The sequence below is a fragment of the Leptospira soteropolitanensis genome (assembly GCF_026151655.1).
Lineage (GTDB): Bacteria > Spirochaetota > Leptospiria > Leptospirales > Leptospiraceae > Leptospira_A > Leptospira_A soteropolitanensis.
Genome location: NZ_JAMQPN010000003.1, coordinates 354,362 through 372,136, shown reverse-complemented (window position 1 = coordinate 372,136; position 17,775 = coordinate 354,362). Strand labels below are relative to the sequence as shown.

Annotated in this window: 19 protein-coding genes; 11 read left to right on the top strand and 8 right to left on the bottom strand. The window is 40.1% G+C overall.

The features are described from left to right. Window positions 1-229: 229 nt before the first annotated feature. The 4 genes from meaB to ND811_RS10150 all read right to left on the bottom strand — a co-directional run bounded on the left by meaB (window position 230) and on the right by ND811_RS10150 (window position 5,702). Entirely contained in the window at window positions 230-1,342 is a 1,113-nt protein-coding gene (meaB, locus tag ND811_RS10165) for a methylmalonyl Co-A mutase-associated GTPase MeaB (RefSeq protein ID WP_265351820.1), read from the bottom strand. A gap of 101 nt (window positions 1,343-1,443) precedes the next feature. Continuing rightward, the gene (scpA, locus tag ND811_RS10160) at window positions 1,444-3,582 is read right to left on the bottom strand and encodes a methylmalonyl-CoA mutase (RefSeq protein WP_265351821.1); all 2,139 of its coding nucleotides are present in this window, start codon (window positions 3,580-3,582) and stop codon (window positions 1,444-1,446) included. Between the two features lies 1 nt (window position 3,583). Beyond that, complete coding sequence (locus tag ND811_RS10155) at window positions 3,584-5,392, bottom strand: methylmalonyl-CoA mutase family protein (protein WP_265351822.1); 1,809 nt, start codon at window positions 5,390-5,392, stop codon at window positions 3,584-3,586. 1 nt (window position 5,393) lies between these two features. Then, window positions 5,394-5,702, bottom strand: a complete 309-nt coding sequence (locus ND811_RS10150; RefSeq protein ID WP_265351823.1) for a hypothetical protein — start codon at window positions 5,700-5,702, stop codon at window positions 5,394-5,396. Window positions 5,703-5,767: 65 nt separating this feature from the next. On the opposite strand from ND811_RS10150, the gene ND811_RS10145 reads away from it, so the two are divergent. From ND811_RS10145 to ND811_RS10130, 4 genes are all read left to right on the top strand, one after another. Beyond that, window positions 5,768-6,436: a lysoplasmalogenase gene (locus tag ND811_RS10145; protein ID WP_265351824.1), complete on the top strand. Its 669-nt coding sequence runs from the start codon at window positions 5,768-5,770 to the stop codon at window positions 6,434-6,436. 58 nt (window positions 6,437-6,494) lie between these two features. Continuing rightward, the gene (locus ND811_RS10140; protein ID WP_265351825.1) at window positions 6,495-7,244 is read left to right on the top strand and encodes a ferritin-like domain-containing protein; all 750 of its coding nucleotides are present in this window, start codon (window positions 6,495-6,497) and stop codon (window positions 7,242-7,244) included. Continuing rightward, window positions 7,244-7,726, top strand: a complete 483-nt coding sequence (locus ND811_RS10135; protein ID WP_265351826.1) for a DUF2505 family protein — start codon at window positions 7,244-7,246, stop codon at window positions 7,724-7,726. The genes ND811_RS10140 and ND811_RS10135 overlap by 1 nt, the downstream gene beginning before the upstream one ends. Before the next feature lie 69 nt (window positions 7,727-7,795). Further along, complete coding sequence (locus ND811_RS10130) at window positions 7,796-8,635, top strand: DMT family transporter (RefSeq protein ID WP_265351969.1); 840 nt, start codon at window positions 7,796-7,798, stop codon at window positions 8,633-8,635. A 40-nt stretch (window positions 8,636-8,675) separates the two neighbouring features. On the opposite strand, the gene ND811_RS10125 is transcribed toward ND811_RS10130, so the two are convergent. After that, window positions 8,676-9,521, bottom strand: coding sequence for an RNA polymerase sigma factor (locus ND811_RS10125; RefSeq protein ID WP_265351827.1), 846 nt, complete (start codon window positions 9,519-9,521; stop codon window positions 8,676-8,678). Further along, complete coding sequence (locus ND811_RS10120) at window positions 9,521-9,874, bottom strand: antibiotic biosynthesis monooxygenase family protein (RefSeq protein WP_265351828.1); 354 nt, start codon at window positions 9,872-9,874, stop codon at window positions 9,521-9,523. The genes ND811_RS10125 and ND811_RS10120 overlap by 1 nt, the downstream gene beginning before the upstream one ends. A 401-nt stretch (window positions 9,875-10,275) precedes the next feature. Between ND811_RS10120 and ND811_RS10115 the strand changes: the two genes are divergently transcribed. Next, window positions 10,276-10,686 carry a hypothetical protein gene (locus tag ND811_RS10115; protein WP_100719626.1) on the top strand — a complete coding sequence of 137 codons (411 nt, stop codon included), beginning with the start codon at window positions 10,276-10,278 and terminating at the stop codon, window positions 10,684-10,686. Window positions 10,687-10,895: 209 nt separating this feature from the next. Here ND811_RS10115 and ND811_RS10110 read toward each other — a convergent pair whose 3' ends face one another. Further along, a complete protein-coding gene (locus tag ND811_RS10110; RefSeq protein ID WP_100719627.1) occupies window positions 10,896-11,285 on the bottom strand; it encodes a DUF302 domain-containing protein in 390 nt (129 codons plus the stop codon). Between the two features lie 83 nt (window positions 11,286-11,368). Continuing rightward, complete coding sequence (locus ND811_RS10105; RefSeq protein ID WP_265351829.1) at window positions 11,369-11,809, bottom strand: hypothetical protein; 441 nt, start codon at window positions 11,807-11,809, stop codon at window positions 11,369-11,371. A 141-nt stretch (window positions 11,810-11,950) separates the two neighbouring features. On the opposite strand from ND811_RS10105, the gene speE reads away from it, so the two are divergent. The 6 genes from speE to ND811_RS10075 are packed head-to-tail and all read left to right on the top strand — an operon-like array spanning window position 11,951 to window position 17,768. Further along, entirely contained in the window at window positions 11,951-12,796 is an 846-nt protein-coding gene (gene speE, locus ND811_RS10100) for a polyamine aminopropyltransferase (RefSeq protein ID WP_004787861.1), read from the top strand. Window positions 12,797-12,802: 6 nt separating this feature from the next. Then, entirely contained in the window at window positions 12,803-14,059 is a 1,257-nt protein-coding gene (locus tag ND811_RS10095) for a hypothetical protein (protein ID WP_265351830.1), read from the top strand. Beyond that, window positions 14,049-14,774, top strand: a complete 726-nt coding sequence (locus ND811_RS10090) for a hypothetical protein (protein ID WP_265351831.1) — start codon at window positions 14,049-14,051, stop codon at window positions 14,772-14,774. Before ND811_RS10095 ends, ND811_RS10090 begins: the two co-directional genes overlap by 11 nt. After that, window positions 14,771-15,640, top strand: coding sequence for a hypothetical protein (locus ND811_RS10085; RefSeq protein ID WP_265351832.1), 870 nt, complete (start codon window positions 14,771-14,773; stop codon window positions 15,638-15,640). Before ND811_RS10090 ends, ND811_RS10085 begins: the two co-directional genes overlap by 4 nt. Next, window positions 15,637-16,470 (top strand): orotidine-5'-phosphate decarboxylase, encoded by an 834-nt coding sequence (gene pyrF / locus ND811_RS10080; protein ID WP_265351833.1) that lies wholly within the window; start codon window positions 15,637-15,639, stop codon window positions 16,468-16,470. The genes ND811_RS10085 and pyrF overlap by 4 nt, the downstream gene beginning before the upstream one ends. Before the next feature lie 26 nt (window positions 16,471-16,496). Next, window positions 16,497-17,768, top strand: a complete 1,272-nt coding sequence (locus ND811_RS10075) for an NAD(P)/FAD-dependent oxidoreductase (RefSeq protein ID WP_265351834.1) — start codon at window positions 16,497-16,499, stop codon at window positions 17,766-17,768. The last annotated feature ends 7 nt before the right edge of the window (window positions 17,769-17,775 follow it).

The window sequence follows — 17,775 nt, the reverse complement described above, 5'->3', positions numbered from 1 at the left end:
TGGCATTCTTGATGAATTGGATTTAATTCAGGAAAAATGTTGCAATCTACCCTCAACCTTCCCTTTTTTATACCATTTGGTACATAGACAGGTTCCCAGTGTGGCGCTAGAATATAAGATTAATACCGGTCTTTCCTATTCTTTGATTGGTACTAGCAAACAATTTCCATTTATCACTAATTTGCTTTTGCAGATGCCATCGTGACCGAGACCACGGTGGTTTTTTTTATCAGTCCATCAATCGTTTGATTTCTTTTAAGAGTGTGGACTGGCCCGACATCAGCTTTGTTTCCGATTCTAGGATGGCTTCTTTTTTCCCTGGGCGCATAAAAAACTGTTCTAAAACTACTTCTCTGAGAGTTTCTTCAAACCACATCCGGGTTTGGGTTTCTCTATTTTTCGCATAATATCCGTTTGTTTTTGTAGTGGAGATATAATCTAAAACCAACTTCCAGATTTCATCGATTCCTTTTCCTCCGATCCCACTGCAGGTAGTGGCGCGGGGAGTCCACTTGGATTCGGGGGCTGGGAAAAGGTGGAGGGCAGATTCATATTCCACTCTGGCACGTTTGGCAAAGGGTTCATTTTGTCCATCGGCTTTATTGATGGCAATGAGGTCCGCCATTTCCATAATCCCACGTTTGATTCCTTGGAGTTCATCGCCAGCACCGGCTAGCATGAGGAGTAAAAAGAAATCGACCATAGAGTGTACTTGAGTTTCGGATTGTCCCACACCAACAGTTTCTATAATGATAGTATCAAACCCGGCTGCCTCACAGAGATACATGGACTCTCTTGTTTTTCTAGCAACCCCTCCAAGCGAACCACTGCTAGGTGATGGACGTATAAAAGCATTTTCTGATTTTGAAAGAATTTCCATCCTAGTTTTATCACCAAGGATAGAACCTTTAGTACGCTGACTACTGGGATCAATGGCAAGGACTGCCAGTTTATGATTTTGTTCGAGAAGGTAACTTCCAAAACTTTCGATAAAGGTAGACTTGCCAACACCGGGAACCCCAGTGATTCCAATGCGGATGGAGTTTCCTACTTTTGGCATCACTAGTTCCAAGATGGCTTGGGCTTTGTCATTATGTGCTTCTAAATTGCTTTCCACAAGTGTGATGGCTTTGGAGAGGTGAGTGCGGTTTCCTGAAAGAATGCCGGCTGCTAATTCCTCAGCTGAGATTTCTTTGCGACTAAGGGTTTTTCTTTGGTCTCGAATGTAGGGAGAAATGGCGGGGGCATCGGCGACACCTGGGTTGACTGACAGGGCCGATTTTGGATTTGTTACATCCGCGTCCTCTTTCTTTTTGCCAATGTCCTCGTTTGGTGTTTTCATATAGTTTGAATTTCTATTAGCGAATCGTCCGAATAAACACCGATTGTTGTTTAGACAAATCGGTGTTTGGTGGAATGGTTCCCCAAGCCCTTGTTTAGAACTTAAGCGGCTCTTCTTTCGCCGAGAAGAATGTTCAGAATTTGTTTGGCAGCTTCTGAGATCACAGTTCCTGGTCCAAAAATCGCAGTGGCACCTGATTTGTAGAGGAAGTCGTAATCCTGTGCAGGAATGACTCCTCCCACAACAACGAGTACATCTTCTGCTCCCAGTTTTTTCAGTTCTTCAATCACTTGTGGGACAAGGGTTTTGTGACCGGCAGCAAGAGAGGAAACTCCTAGGATATGGCAGTCATTTTCTACCACTTGTTTGGCGACCTCTGCTGGTGTTTGGAAAAGTGGCCCGATATCAACGTCAAAGCCCATATCCGCAAAACTAGTAGAGATCACCTTGGCACCACGATCATGTCCATCTTGGCCCATTTTGGCAACCATGATCCGTGGCCGTCGTCCTTCTAATGTGGCAAACTCATCCGCAAGGGATCTAGCTTCTAAGTAACCTTTGTCTTCGGAAATTTCAGAGGAATACACTCCCGAGATGGAACGAATCACAGCTTTGTACCTCCCAAATACTATTTCCATTGCATAAGAAATTTCACCAAGGGAGGCACGTTTGCGAGCTGCATCGACAGCCAGTTCCAAGAGATTTCCGTTCCCTGTTTCTGCACATTTAGTAATTGCGTTTAACGCGGCTTCTACGGCTGAACTATCCCTATCTTTTTTCATTTGTTCCAAACGTTTGATTTGGGCAAGTCTTACTGCAGTGTTATCAATGTCTAAAATATCAAGCGGGGCTTCCTTTTCTAAACGGAAGCGGTTGACCCCAACGATCACGTCTTTTCCAGAATCAATACGGGCTTGTTTTCTTGCAGAAGCTTCTTCGATACGCATTTTTGGAATTCCAGTTTCGATCGCTTCTGCCATTCCACCTAACTTTTGTACCTCGGTGATTAAGGCCCAAGCTTTGTGAACTAGATCGTTTGTGAGTTTTTCTACATAGAAGGAACCACCCCAAGGATCAATGACCCTGTGTATGTTGGTTTCTTCTTGGAGATAAATTTGTGTATTTCTTGCAATCCTTGCGGAGAAGTCGGTCGGAAGCGCAATGGCTTCGTCTAGTGCGTTTGTATGTAAGGACTGTGTATGACCTAGGGCTGCGGCCATCGCTTCGATACAAGTCCTTCCTACGTTGTTGAAAGGGTCTTGTTCGGTGAGAGACCAACCAGAGGTTTGGCAGTGAGTTCGAAGAGCCAGTGACTTCGTGGATTTGGGTTGGAACTGGTTGACGATCTTTGCCCAAAGAAGCCTTCCCGCACGCATCTTGGCAATCTCCATAAAGTGGTTCATTCCGATCGCCCAGAAAAAAGATAGGCGAGGAGCAAACTCATCCACGGAAAGTCCAGAAGCAATTCCTGTTTTGATGTATTCCCATCCATCTGCTAGGGTGTAGGCAAGTTCTAAGTCGGCCGTAGCACCTGCTTCTTGCATATGGTATCCCGAAATGGAAATCGAGTTAAACTTAGGCATGTACTTGGAAGTATAACCAAAGATATCAGCAATGATTTTCATGGAGTGTTTGGGCGGGTAAATATAAGTGTTACGCACCATAAACTCTTTCAAAATATCATTTTGAATGGTACCGGAAAGTTTGTCTTTAGAGACCCCTTGTTCTTCTGCCGCCACAATGTAGAAGGCAAGGACAGGGATGACCGCACCATTCATAGTCATGGAAACTGACATTTGGTCGAGAGGGATTTGGTCGAAGAGGATCTTCATATCCAAAACCGAATCGATGGCCACACCGGCTTTTCCCACATCTCCCACCACTCGTTCGTGGTCTGAGTCGTAACCACGGTGTGTGGCAAGGTCAAAGGCAACGGAAAGTCCTTTTTGTCCGGCAGCTAAGTTTCTTCGATAAAAAGCGTTGGATTCTTCGGCTGTGGAGAATCCTGCATACTGACGGATGGTCCAAGGTTTATTCACGTACATAGTGGAATAAGGCCCACGTAAGTAGGGTGGGATTCCGGCCGCATAGTTCAGATGTTCCATTCCTTCCAAATCTGTCTTCGCATAACGAGATTGGATGGAAATTCCTTCCGCCGTTTGCCAGAGAGAAATGGATTTGGAATCTGGTTTCCCCCCGCCAAAAGAAAGTGGAGTATTTGCAAAATTAGGTTTATTCATTTTATTTCCCGATCCATTTGGTTTGGGCTTTTTCCATAAATTCCACGATGTTTCGTTTCATATGGATGAAGTCATCGATTCCGAGTGATTCTGCTTGGGTGATTAAATCTTTTGGGTAACCCGCAAGGAGTTTCCAAGAGCCTGGAAGTTGGGATTTCATCTCCGCCGCAAACTCTGGGAGGTAGGTCGCATATTCTTCGTCAGACGAACAAAGAACAACAATTTCGCATCCCAGTTCTTTTGCTTTTGTTACCCCTTCTTTGACAGAGGCAAATCCTAAGTTGTCTATGATTTCATAACCAAGGCAACCAAGAAAATTGGAGCTAAAACCCGCCCGAGCCTTTCGCATGGTTAGATCCCCAATCGTCAGTAAAAAAACCTTGGGAAGTTTTTTTCCTGACGCCACATGGGTGTCAGTGAGATTTCTCCACTTGTCAAATTCATAAGAAAGACGAACCGGTATGAGGCGCAAATAACTCGTTTGTTTTTTATTAGTGATTTGTTCCTTCGTTTCTTCTAATGAGTTTTTTAACTCTGGGTGTCTTTCCGATGGAAGAGGGTATTGGTTTGTACCTAGTAAGATATCTTTTTTAGTAGCTAGGGCGTTTCTTTTTTTCTCAGCGCGAGTGTTGATTTCTTTTTGGATGGTTCCTTTTTTAAGTCCCTCTTCAAACCCACCTTCTTTCTCTATATCCTGGAACTGGCTCCAAGCGGATTCCGCTAGTTTTTTGGTGAGTACTTCTAGGTAATAAGATCCAGCGGCTGGATCTTCTACTTTGTCGAGGAAGGATTCATATCGAAGTAATAGTTGGGAATTTCTTGCAATTCTTTTGCCTAACTCTTGTTGTGCGGAGTATTCGGAATCAAATGGCAATACAGAAACAAAATCAGCTCCGCCCATTACGGCAGACATTGCTGTTGTAGTTCCCCTTAACATATTTACATAAGGATCATAAGCCGTGAATTGAAAATTGGAGGTTCTTGCGACTATGAGTGCAGGAAGTGATTCCCCAAGTCCTGGTTTGTAGGCATTTAGGATTTCTGTCCAAAGGATCCTCATGGCTCGGAATTTTGCTATTTCCATGAAGTAGTCAGAACCAATTCCCATCCAAAACCAAAGGTTTGAGGCTGCATCTTCAATTGACACACCTGCGTCAAGATGACGGTTTAAATAATCCACCCCCCAAGAAAGAGTATATGCTAGTTCTTGGCCGATGGATGCACCTGCATCCCGAAGATAGTAACTATGAATTCCAACACCGGCAAATCCTTTGGTTCCAGAAAGAACAGAGAAATTTTTACCTATCGAATTTTCTTCGGTTCCAAGCTCTCCATTTTTTAACGCAGAGCCATAAGGGTCAAAATCACCGAGTACTGTGTTATGCGATGATATAAGTTTTTTTAAGGAATCAGCGAAACTTGGAGTTTTATCTCCCACAGAAACCACGAGTGGTAGATTCCCAATAAGACTTGCCAATCTTTCTAAGTCAGCTGCGGTATTAATCTTTAATGATGATTTCCCGTTTTCCGCAGTAGCCACAAGGACAACTGCATCAGCCCCTTTTTTGGGAAGGTTCGTAAGTTCAGATTCCGAACTTACGATTTCAGTAACATTCCAACCGGTATTTCTTTTATAAACTCTTGGAATTTCTGGTAGGTCTTCTTTGCGATAAAAAGGCTCAATTTTGAATCCTTCTTCTGTTTCCCAGGTAACTTTATCCCAAGGACTACCTTTTAAATCTTTTAGGATTTGGTTTTTCCAATCCTCAGTGGAAACTTCACGGAAGTCTGAAAATAAAAATTCGTTCAATTTATTCCTCTACAATTTGATAATCTTCCATGTAACCTGGGAAGTCGCCTAACCCACGTGTGAAGGTAAATTTTGCCGGATATATAACAAGACGTCTGCCTGATTGTAAAAAAGTTCCTGACATTAACGTAAAAGGAGATGCCACAATAAAGGCAGCAGTCCCAAGGACTGTTCCAGCAAGTCCCATCGGGCGCGCTATTATCAAATCAATCAACATTTCGCCACCTGAGGGCACTTCCCTTGCGGATAAAGTTTGGGTCCACAAGAGACAAATTAAGAAAAGGATGGACAAGGGTCGTGTTTGTTTCATAGGCTGATCACTCGGGCTTTCATCTGATGAAATCTCGAGAATGATATCCCTGTAAAGTAAGAAATATGGCTAAAGAAATTGTTTTGTTTGTTCTCTATTCTATTGTGCATTTTTTTGCGATCGCTACGATCACAAAAGAAGATGTTCTCTATCTCCCTTCCAAAATCATTCCCATTCTGATTCTCATAGTAGCCCTCTTTCGCTACTTCCCAAGTTTGGAAAAACGGGGAAAACTCATCGCGATAGGACTTGTGTTTTCTCTTTTTGGAGATAGTTTTTTAGCCTTACCAAAACAAGGATATTTTGTATTTGGGCTTGGATCCTTTCTGATTGCACAATTGATTTACTCTTACGCTTTTACCTTGGATTCAAAAATCAAACCTATCCTTGCCATCCCATTTTTGCTTTTTGGGTGCTCTTTTTTTTTAATACTGGTGCCAAAGTTAGGATCTCTTCTTGTTCCAGTGGGAGTTTATATTTCGGCTATTTGCCTTATGGGTTGGCGCGCCGCTGCTAGAAATTCTAGTTCCAAACCTTTTTATCTGGGATTAATTGGGGCTTTGGTTTTTATTCTATCGGATTCGATCATTGCATACTCTATGTTTTTGAAACCTGAAATGGACAGATTCACAGCATCTATGGGAATTATGGTAACTTATTATATCGCACAATTGCTAATTTACTCTGCTACAAAGGTAGAAGAGATTGAGATTCAAACCGTGAAAAATACTTGATTCACTCACCACTGGTGAGTATCGTACTTATGGTTTTTAAAAACCAGGGAATGGGATTATGAAATCACTAAAAAAAACATCCTTTATTGAAGCAGTTGCCGCTGCGATTGAACATGAGGTTCAATGTTTCAATTTTTATTTAAAACTTTCGGAAAGTTTGCCGGAAGGTCAAATTAGAGAATTATTCAGCCAACTTGCGTTAGACGGTGATGAACATATTAAATTCATCAAAGAAATCTATAAAAGTGCAGAAGGGAAAGAACTTCCCAACTTAAAACAACTTTCTGAAATTGAGAAGTTTCATTCTTCCACCATTCAGAAGGTAATGGACAGACTCGATAGAAATAAAAATGAAGAAGTTAAGGCAGACGAGAGAAAAGCTTTAGAACTTGCCATTAGAGAAGGGGAAGACGCTCGCAACTTTTATGCGACGATTCGTAACAAATTTCAGGATCCAAAAATCAATTTGTTATTTCAAAAATTGGCAAATTTTAATGAATCCAACAATTCATTGTTAGAAGCCCAAGCAATGGCTATGGAACAGTCAACACCTGCGGACCAAGTGTTCTATTGGGAAGATGAAGATTTGATGGAAGAAGTCAATCGTTCCGCAAAAGCCTCATCTAAACCAAAAGTCTCTAAACCACAATCAGCAAAAACAAAACCTTCTGCTAAAAAAACGGTAAGAGCGGTAGGGCCAAAAAGTAAAAAATCGGTGAAACCTTCTGCAAAAAAGGCAGTCAAAAAAACCGTGAAAAAAGCGGCTAAAAAGTCAAAACCAGCGAAGAAAAAAGGTAAGAAAAAATAGTGAAATACCAAGTAACTCATACATTTCCAGTTTCTCTTGAAAAACTTCTTCATGCAAGAGAGGAAAGATACAAACACCTAGATCAGTTCCCTGATTTAAAAAATGTGACTTTGTTAGAAGAATCTAAAGAGGGAAATATCATCCGCCAAAAACGAAAGGTAAGTTTGGAAGGATCTATGCCTGCCGTACTTTCGGCAGCTCTTAATGACCTTTCACTTTTGGAAGAATCTACTTTTGACATTACTACCAACACTCACGAATTTAAAATTGCACCTCCAGGAAAAGACAATGTGTTCGTGATCAAAGGTAAAAGTAAATACGAAGCAGACGGAGCAGAGTCCAAACGTTCTTATGATGTGGATGTAATTTCTAGTCTTCTATTTGTTTCTCCGATTGTGGAAAAAGCTATTGAAGAAATTCACAAACATAGTTTAGAAAAAGACAGAAAATCCATCGCCAAATTTTTGGGGGTTGAATCCTAAGTAGAAGTGAAGTCTTCTTCTCCTTCATTTTTACGATCTGTTTTAGAACTCAATTTGACGATCCTCATTATGGGGAACGTCACTTTGTTTGCCAAACTCCTTCCTTTCCCTGCGGTCACGATCATTTCTGGTAGGGCAGTTTTTTCTGTTTTGATCCTTGGTTTATTTTTCCTACTTCGAGGAAAGTCCGTCTCTTATCGCAGTTTTAAAGACTTTTTATCTGTTTTTGGGATTGGAATTCTTTTCGCCCTTCATTGGGTAACTTATTTTCATTCCATCCAAGTTTCTACTGTGGCTGTGGGGATGTTGTCGCTTTTTACCTATCCCGTGTTTTCTGCCATTTTGGAACCATTGTTTGGTGGAAAACGCCCCGATCCTTTTGCTTTCTTTTTGGCCCTTTTCTCATTTTTTGGACTTTTTTTAATTGTACCGGATCTATCTTGGGAAAACCAAATGTTCCAAGGAGTGGTTTGGGGAGTGGTATCAGCAGTGCTTTATGCCATTCGCAATTTGCTGACTAAAGAGATGCATGTTCACTACCCGAGCTCCCAGATTCTTTTTACCCAACTCATCGCAACAAGCCTTGTCCTCCTTCCTTTTGCCGATGGACTTTTTGTAATGATTGCCGAACCCAAATACTTGGTGTTCCAAGTAGTTCTTGCTGGAGTATTTACTGCACTTGCTCATACCATTTGGATTCGTAGTTTATCCAATTTGTCAGTCACAACTGCAGGGACATTGTCTACTCTTAGTCCCATTTATGGAAGTTTGGCGGCGTGGTATTTTTTGGGGGAGGTCCCGCCCGATAGACTTTGGTTAGGTGGTGGTGTGATTTTGTTTTGTGCTATTTTAGAAGTATTTCGAAAACAAGCGGAGAGTGGAAAAAGAGTAGAGGAGAATCCTAATTAAGATTTCTCCTTCTTCCATTTTTTTAGATAGATTGTAAGACTTAAACTGCAGGACTATATTTTGCAATTAACTCATCCAAAATTTTAGGAGGAGTCTCAAAATACGGATGGTCCCGAAATATCTCTTGGTATTCAAGTCTTTTAAAATCTTCAAATTCACAATGCAGTTCCGCAACTTGCTCCTTTAAGCGGCGAACCAGTGGCATTGAGAAACGAGTGTTAGTCGGATCAATCCAACCATTGTTTTGAAAACTTTTCATTTTTTTGGAACAACGACAAGGATTCTTTTCGTTCATGAGACCACATTTATCATCCATAAAGGTGTAAAGATCTTTTCTGGCTCGACTTAATCTTTTTCGAAAAGCTTCATTCGAAATACCAAGAATTTCTGAACTTTCACGATCGCTAAGTCCCATTAAGTCAGCAAGAATCAGGGCGATACGTTGTTCTCTGTCCAAACAGAGTAACATTCCCAAGGTGCAAGAGGCCTTTGCTTCTTCTATTAAAACTAAGTTTTCTGGACGAGAAAGTTCGTTTGCCGGGATTTCTATATTTGGCATTTTTTCCAATTCGTTTGCATAATCTGAAAAACCAGTTGTAATTTCTTCCAATCGTCCTCGTTTTCCATTTAACGCGTGATTAATGGAAATTCGGTAAGCCCATGTTTTAAAACTGGCTCTTGTTGGGTCGTAGGCAGCAAGGTTTGTGGCAATTTTAAGTAGCACTTCTTGGGTAACATCTTCGGCTTCTTGTGGATTTAATAAGATACGTCGGACGACATTGTAAATCCAAGTTTGTACATTCGATAACAATGATTCTAGAGCACGGCGGTCTCCCGTCCGCGCTCTTTCGATGATTTCTATTTCCTCTGGTTTGTTTGTTTTCATTAGAGTGGTTGGCGTTCAAACATTTCAAAGATTAAAGTTTGTTTCATCAAGGCGAAAAATTCTTTTCCCGTTTCTGAATTTTGAAGTGTGATTCCTGCTTTATGACAATCTTCTGCATTTTCCCAGTACAAAAGATCTAACATGATCCCTTCTCTTGTTTGAGAGCGGAAGGCTCGCCAAGCCAAAAAACCAGTTTGGTTTTGGAGCAAAGGTAACATTTTTTTACGCATTTGATGGTATTTTTCGGAATCCTCTGCGGTGCATTGGACTATCGCTATTTCAATGGCCGTTGTTTGTGGTAAACTTTCCAGGGTCAGTAAATCTTGCCCTTGGTTTTTTAAACTTTCTAACATTTGATTGTCTCCTTTGTGAAGGTTTTCCCCTCTGCATTGGATACACAAAAAAGAGGAAGTTGTGACTACCGGTTGAAAAAAAATCGTTTTTCCTGGAAGATTTGTTTAAAGGAAAACGATTTTGTATTGCGAATGTAAGTTCATTTCATTTTGCAAATTGAAATTCGGAAAAATTTAAATGATCCCATTCAATTTGATATGATTCCCTTTCCCATTTTGATATCGATTTACTCAATTAATCTCCAGTTTATCTGAATTCTACGCCAATGGGAAAATTCATTCGAAACAAAACCTAACAAAAATAATCGGAAAAACTCACATTTCCGTTTGACAAAACTCCAGTTTTCTAGTTTTTACTTTCCTCTTGTAGAAATAATATATTTCTACAAGAGGAGTCAGTAGTGAAAAAAATTAGTTTCGTAATTGCATTGGCTGTTTCTGTCACAGCTTTTTATTGTCAGTCGGGAGATAAAGCTAGCCTAGAGGATTCAAAGACGATTTTGGAAGGGAATTGGATTTTGACGAACAATTGTGTTAAGGATCCAAGTCCGAATCCTTCCGCATGGCTTATCATTAGTAACAATCGCGATATTAAATCTTGTTACAAAAAAAGTGGCTCTGTGGCGAAAGGATCACTCATCAAACAAAGTGAAGGAAATTACAATATTGACTGGCAAGAAGGTCCCGCATCGACAGCACAATATCCGGTTGGTGGCCCTTTAAATTTATTTGGAATGACGACACAAGGGTATACGGTTTGTTATACTCGGGTTAAGAGTGCGAAACAAAACCCTCCTGCATTCTGTAAGTAAAGAAAGTTTCATTACAAATGGATTTTGTCTTTAGTATATAACTCCAAACGCCACCGATTGCAGCGGAAATCCTTTCTGGCTTAAATTCGTGTTTGGTAAAGGAATCCATTCAGAAAGATTGGAGCGGAAAGCGGGATCGCCTAATGGAAATAATGTGGAAACTGATCTCCATCGGCGAGGCGCCCGCAAATATCACCAAAACGTCAGAATCATTCGTGTAAGTGGTGGATGACTTGTATTAATTTTTCTTGGACTTCTTTGGCAATTTTTTCGAGTTCAGGGTTTTGGACCAGTTTGGTCATGGTCATAGGGTCAAAGATAGAAACTTTGGTTTCGCCGTTTTTTTCTTCGGTGACTACTACGTTGCAGGGTAATAATAAACCAATTTCGTCAGCGGTTTGGAGAGCTTTGTGCGCAAAACCAGGGTTACATGCTCCAAGGATGGTGTAACGTTTGAAATCCACACCAATTTTTTCTTTTAGGGTGTTTTTGACATCGATGGTGGTAAGAACTCCGAAACCTTCTTTTTTTAGCGCTTCGGTAGTGTCCGTGATGGTATCTTCAAAACTTTTTTTTCTGTGTACAGTGAGTCCTAACATAAATCCTCCGCTGGGTCTATACCCCATAGGGTATATTGAATTGGGGAACTTGCAAGAGAATTTTATTTAGGACAGAAAAAAGATCATTCTTTTTTGGGAAGTTTTTGCATTTCTTCCACACTTGGAAGTTGTTTTGACATATGGCGAATTTCCCCAGAGGAATTCAGAAGAAAATATTGCGGGAGAGGTTCAGTCTTTAAAGAAGCAAATCGATCATCCAAAATCAATGATTGGAATTCTTGTTCTCTTGGGGTGTAGTTGAGGAGAACATAAGTGCCAAGGTCAGGTTTCCCTTCGCCGCATTCCAAACCCTGTAACATTTCACATCGGGATTTGGTGACAGCAAGGAGGATGAGTTTTCCTTCTCTAGAGGCTTGTCCAAAAGCAAAGGATTTGTTGTGGCCCCAGTGTATTTCTTGGCTGACCATTTCGTTGATTTTGATATATCCGAAAACAAGTAATAAAATAAAGAGTGGCATGGATAAAAAACCAAGCAGGTAAAAAACGCGGGAATATTTCTGCATACAAGGCAATGGAACCGAATCACCCAGTTCCCGCCAAGTTGAATTTTTAATTGCATACAAACAAAGAAAGTTTAAAAAAAACTACACCTCCTTATTCCCATAACAAATCTGGTTTAAAGAGAGAAACCTTAGGAGAAATCAATGGAGATTTGGTATACCGAAAAATTGGAATTAGAAAAAGGCCGCGCTGTGAGTTACCGGGTAACAAAAACAATCGAAAGCCTACAATCTCCGTTCCAAAAAATCGATATTTTTGAAACACAATCCTTTGGACGAATGTTTACACTTGATGGCGTAACGATGGTTACTAACAAAGATGAACATTCTTATCATGAAATGATTGCACATATTCCGATGATGAGTCATCCCAATCCAGAATCAGTTCTTGTGATTGGTGGGGGAGACGGGGGAACTGTCCGCGAAGTTTTAAAACATCCATCTGTCAAAGAAGTTGTGTTATGCGAGATTGACAAAGCAGTGGTAGATATTAGTTATAAATATTTTCCTGAATGTGCAGATGCAATGAAAGATCCAAAAGTCATTCATCACTATGATGATGGAGCTAAATTTGCGCGAGACAACAAAGGTCGTTTTGATGTGATTCTTGTGGATTCTAGTGATCCTGTGGGTCCTGCAGAAGTTTTATTCAAAGAACCGTTTTTTCGGGATATGGCAAGTGCCTTAAAACCAACAGGAATCATTGCGACACAAGCGGAATCTTTTTGGTATCATGGAGATGTGATTTCTTCACTCTTTGATTTTATCCCTAAAATTTTTCCTGAGTATGGTTACTATTACACAACCATTCCTACTTATCCTTCTGGGATCATTGGGTTTACTTTTTTATCGAATGCGATTGATCCGTATTCGGTAACTCCAGATCCCAAACGAGTTCCCAAAGGACTCAAATACTATAGTCCAGAAATTCACAAAGCTGCTTTTGTCCTTCCGGAATTTGCAAAAGCTTATATCAAACGGAAAGGCTAATACTTTGTGAAAAAGATTCCTTCCTCTTTTTTCCTTCTATTTGTTTTTTACTTTCTTTGCTCTCATGTTCTTTGGGCGCAGGAAACAAAAGCAACGAATTTGGAATTAGAGGCGGAATCTTACGAGGAACGTGGGTACCTTAAAAAAGCAGAGGAGCTCCGTTCCAAGGTAAAACGTCTTCGCGAAGACCAGTTTCGTGAGAGAAATAAGGGACCTAATTTTCCCATCACTTCCGATATCCCTGCTACGAGTAATGGTTCCTTGGTTTTTAACCAAGGAAATTGGGAGGTAGGATTTAGGGGATTGAGCCAGTTTGGGGTTTTTACTTCTGGTGATGAATCTGCTTTAGATGACGGACGTATTGCTTTCCAGGCTGGGTCGCCGTATTATCCTCGTTCGCCGATTGGTTATCAAAATATTCGATCTCTTCCTTTTACTTACGATATCAAAAATCCTTATGAAATTTCCAGGTCTTTTTCTCCTCGGTTTGCTTACAAACACAAGTCAGCAAAATGGGGATTGGAATATACATTCCTTCAATTCCAGACAACAAATGATTATCTTTCTTTTGGCTTTGCGACAGTACCATTATCTGCTTTGCATTCGGATCGGCTTTATAGCGCAGAACATAATTTAGTTGTCAAAATCTACGAGGAATATTCAAAAAATATTGGATATAGTTGGGATTTCGGTCTTAGGGCCGGTTCCTTTCATACCAACTCCGTTTTTTCATCACAATCGCTTGGACAAACAGGGATTATGCGAGATTCAATTCAATACCTTGCTCCTAGTGCTGGATTTAGATTTTATCACAAACTGGGAGAAGGATTGTCATATGATTTGGGAGGGGCTTTGTTTGTAACACCTCTTGGTAAACTTATGTACAGGCGAGAGGTTCTAACACAGGCAGGAGGTTTCCGTAGGTTTGGGGAAGGAATGATAGTTAGTGACGAAGCTTATTCATTGTTTTCAGAAAAACCAATTCAAACATCGATCACAGGAATTGATTTATTGGGACAATTTAACTGGCAACCTTTTGAACACCATAAATTCCATTTAGGACTCCAAATCATCCAGTATATATGGAGGGCAAATGAGTCCTATGCACCTGGGATTCGTGCTTTAAACGAAGAGTCTTTTTATTCAGGTGTTAGAGATTATTATTTAAGTTCAGCGTTTTATGAAGCGGATGGTCAGAACAAACGTTCTTCCAGAAATTACTTAGTTTCGAATTTATACTTCGGATATACTTATGTATTTTAGAGTGTTCTTTTATACCATATCAATTTTAATTGTTACTTTTTTAGGAATGGGTTGCGGAATCTCTCTCAGAGTTTACCGACCTTTCCCAAGTGAAAGATCTTTCGATTATGTAAAAAAAATGGACCATATCCAGATTTTAGTCAAAGACGAAAATCGAATGAAAATGGGTGTTTATGACGGTTATTTTTTTCAGTCAGAAGGATTACCAAATGAGTACGGTCCACTTTCTTATTTGATACGCAAGGAACTTTCGTTACGTGGCGACCGTTTTCCTTTGTTAATCGATCGTGGTGGGAAGATTTTTGTTGACGAATTCCAGTTGGCTTCCATTGATAGATGCTCGAAAAATTTAACATTTGTTCGTTTGAAAGCAAAAATTCAAATTGTTGGTTATGGGGAAGAAGAGTATTCTTTTTACGACGAAATTGATTCGCGTGTTACGAACTGTTATTTAACGGGGAGCATTTTAACAGTAGTTCCTCTCATTTGGTATGTTCCCTACAATGGCTTTCGAGGGAATAGAGAAGATCAGTTGAACCAATTGGGAAGAAATTCTTTATCAGATTTTTTCAAAAAATTAGAATCCGTATCCGGATATAACGGAAGTAATCCGGTGGAAGAGACCCCAGAGCCAAAGCCAGTAAAACCCAAAACGGTTCCCACCAAACAAGAGCCAGTGGACCCAAAACTAAAGGAAATTCTTGATAGTTTATGAAGTTACTAGTTTTTTTCATTCTATTTTGGATAGGTTTTAGTTCCACACAATGTTATTCCTTGGAAAAAACATATAATTACGGGAACCCTTATTTACCAAGTCCCGAATTTACAGAAGACGATCCTCAATTTGAAGAAGGAGAACCAGTATGGATTTTGGACCAAACAGGGAATTGGATTTTTTCTCTTCCTTCCAAACTGGTTCTTTGGAACCTAAAAGCTGACAACCATCATATTTCCAAAGAGACCAAAGAGTATTTGATTCGTTATATCAAAGAAAATAATTTACGAGATGTTAAAGTTCGTTTCAATCAATATGCCCCACTTTCGGAGTGGAAACGTCTTCCAAAAAATAAAAATATCAATCCAGTGGTTCGGTATTTTTTTGGATCCATTTCTTTGTTAGCTTATACTTTTTTACCCGGTCGTTTGTTTGCGGGTACGATTGGCGGAGATCATTATAATTCCTTTACGAACACAATCAATGTGTATTCAGATTTGCCTCCAGTTGTCATCCATGAAGGAGGCCATGCCAAAGACTTTGCACAAAGAGAAAAAAGAACACTTTACGCGGCTGTTTATGCCATTCCAGTGATTGGGGCTTTGTATCATGAGGCAAGGGCATCGGATGATGCTGTTAATTATTTTGCAGAAAAAAATGATAAGCGCCAACTAGACTCTTCGTATGAATTACTTACACCTGCTTATTCAACCTACGTAGGGGGAGCGATAGGAGACGTGGTCGCAAACCCAATTACAGCCTTAACTGTGATTCCTGGTCATATTTATGGTCGTTATAAAAAACGAGATATTGATAAAGAATTAGAAAAAAGAAAACAAAAGATCCAAATTAAGGAACCCCAGTGAATCTAAATCCAAGGTCAAACTTCATTCAAAAATTCAACGCGCGCCGAGACCATCTAAAATCCCTGCTATGTATTGGTCTCGATCCCGAATTGGAAAAGTTGCCCAAAATCAGTTTAGATTCAAAAGCTCCCCTTGTCCATTTTACGGAAACCATCATACGTTATACCCATTCTTATGCCGCAGCTTGGAAACCCAATGTTGCTTTTTTTGAAAGGTTAGGAGCGGAAGGATACTTTGCTTTAGAACATATGGTCCATTTAATGAAGGAGATCTCTCCCCATATACCCATTGTAATGGATGCTAAAAGAGGGGATCTTGCCAATACTTCCAAAGAATATGCTAAGTATTTTTTTGAAAAGTTGGGGGTAGATGCACTGACCGTAAATCCGTACATGGGCCGAGATAGTCTTGTTCCTTATTTGGATCTAGGTGGTTATATTTTTGTACTGGGTTTAACATCGAATCCAAGCTCAAGTGACTTCCAAAAACAAAAACTTTCAGGTAAAGAGATCTTCTTATATGAGGAAGTAAGCGACCAGATGGCAAAATTAGCAGAGGAATATCCAGACCAAGTCGGTCTTGTAGTAGGGGGAACCCATCCTTCGGAGATTCAATCCTTACGCGCTCGCCATCCTGAATTGTATTTTCTGATCCCTGGGTTTGGAGCACAAGGCGGAGATTTAAAATCAATTGTTCAAGCTTCCGGGAAACGTTCTTTGATTAACTCATCTCGTGGGATTACTCTCAGTTCTTTAGAAGATCAATTTGGTGAAGTAGCAAAAAAGAAATCAGAAGAAGTGCATGAGCAAATGAACCAACTCTTTCTCTAACGGTCTAATGACCAAAAGGGAAATCAGTGAAAGAAACTTTAGCAATTGTTGGTACTGGAATCGCAGGCCTTGGCTCTGCCTATTTTTTAAAAAATGATTTTGATTTAACGATTTTTGATAGTGCCGATTATATCGGTGGTCATACAAACACTGTGATGGTGGAAGAAGATGGGATACAGATCCCCATTGATACCGGTTTTATCGTGTTCAACCATGTGACTTATCCTAATCTTCTGAGGCTTTTTCAAACATTAAATGTTCCCACTAAAAAATCAGATATGTCTTTTAGTGTGCAACATGATCCCACCAAACTAGAGTTTTGTGGATCAGGCCTCTCAGGTCTATTTGCTCAGAAAAAAAACCTATTTCGACCGCGTTATCTGAAGATGTTACTCGAAATCGATCGGTTTAATAGGTCGGCTCCAAAAATTTTAGACGATCCAAAGTATGATGATTGGAATTTGGGTCGGTACATGGAGGCGTTCGGGTACGGAAAAGATATTCTAAATTTTTATTTAATCCCAATGAGTTCGGCTGTTTGGTCTACACCTCCCGATTTAATGTTGGAATTCCCGGCAAAATCACTCATTCGATTTTTTTATAACCACGGATTTTTAGGGCTTAATACCCAACACCAATGGTATACGGTGGATGGTGGATCTCATGAATATGTCAAACGTATCGTCCCCCCGATTAAAGACAGGATTCGATTGAATCATCCAGTCAAACAAGTGAACCGAATGAGTGATGGGAAAGTGGAGCTTGTGTTTGGTGAAGGGAAAAAGGAAATTTTTGATAAGGTTTTACTTGCCACTCATGGTCATATTTCTGGGAAACTATTAGGAAATCCTACCAAATTGGAGAGTGAACTCCTTCCTCTTTATCAATACCAACACAACACAGCCACCTTACATACAGATGCGAGCGATATGCCAAAACTTACTTCCTGTTGGTCGAGTTGGAATTATAAAATTGTCGAAGGAGAAAGGGGAAAACAAGATCCTTATACAATTTATTGGATGAATCGTTTGCAAAATGTTTCGAAAAAACAAAACTACTTTGTGACCATCAATGATCCGGGTTGTGTAGCAAAAGATAAAATCATTCGAAAAATTGACTATGAACATCCGCTTTTTTCTGTTGAAGCCTCTCTTGGACAAAATCGATTGCCGGAATTAAATGAGTCTGGGCCAATTTATTACGCAGGTGCTTACTTTCGGTATGGATTTCATGAAGATGGATTTTTATCAGCGGTAAATGTTTCTCGTAAAATTCTAGGTAGGGATCCGTGGATTTAAATTCATG

What these genes read in the sequence shown, in the direction of transcription:
- meaB (WP_265351820.1), bottom strand. Translation starts at nt 1,342, where the DNA reads ATGAAAACACCAAACGAGGACATTGGCAAAAAGAAAGAGGACGCGGAT.
- ND811_RS10120 (WP_265351828.1), bottom strand. Translation starts at nt 9,874, where the DNA reads ATGTTAGAAAGTTTAAAAAACCAAGGGCAAGATTTACTGACCCTGGAA.
- ND811_RS10145 (WP_265351824.1), top strand. Translation starts at nt 5,768, where the DNA reads ATGGCTAAAGAAATTGTTTTGTTTGTTCTCTATTCTATTGTGCATTTT.
- ND811_RS10090 (WP_265351831.1), top strand. Translation starts at nt 14,049, where the DNA reads ATGTATTTTAGAGTGTTCTTTTATACCATATCAATTTTAATTGTTACT.
- ND811_RS10140 (WP_265351825.1), top strand. Translation starts at nt 6,495, where the DNA reads ATGAAATCACTAAAAAAAACATCCTTTATTGAAGCAGTTGCCGCTGCG.
- ND811_RS10085 (WP_265351832.1), top strand. Translation starts at nt 14,771, where the DNA reads ATGAAGTTACTAGTTTTTTTCATTCTATTTTGGATAGGTTTTAGTTCC.
- scpA (WP_265351821.1), bottom strand. Translation starts at nt 3,582, where the DNA reads ATGAATAAACCTAATTTTGCAAATACTCCACTTTCTTTTGGCGGGGGG.
- ND811_RS10150 (WP_265351823.1), bottom strand. Translation starts at nt 5,702, where the DNA reads ATGAAACAAACACGACCCTTGTCCATCCTTTTCTTAATTTGTCTCTTG.
- ND811_RS10130 (WP_265351969.1), top strand. Translation starts at nt 7,796, where the DNA reads ATGGGGAACGTCACTTTGTTTGCCAAACTCCTTCCTTTCCCTGCGGTC.
- speE (WP_004787861.1), top strand. Translation starts at nt 11,951, where the DNA reads ATGGAGATTTGGTATACCGAAAAATTGGAATTAGAAAAAGGCCGCGCT.
- ND811_RS10105 (WP_265351829.1), bottom strand. Translation starts at nt 11,809, where the DNA reads ATGCAGAAATATTCCCGCGTTTTTTACCTGCTTGGTTTTTTATCCATG.
- ND811_RS10125 (WP_265351827.1), bottom strand. Translation starts at nt 9,521, where the DNA reads ATGAAAACAAACAAACCAGAGGAAATAGAAATCATCGAAAGAGCGCGG.
- ND811_RS10110 (WP_100719627.1), bottom strand. Translation starts at nt 11,285, where the DNA reads ATGTTAGGACTCACTGTACACAGAAAAAAAAGTTTTGAAGATACCATC.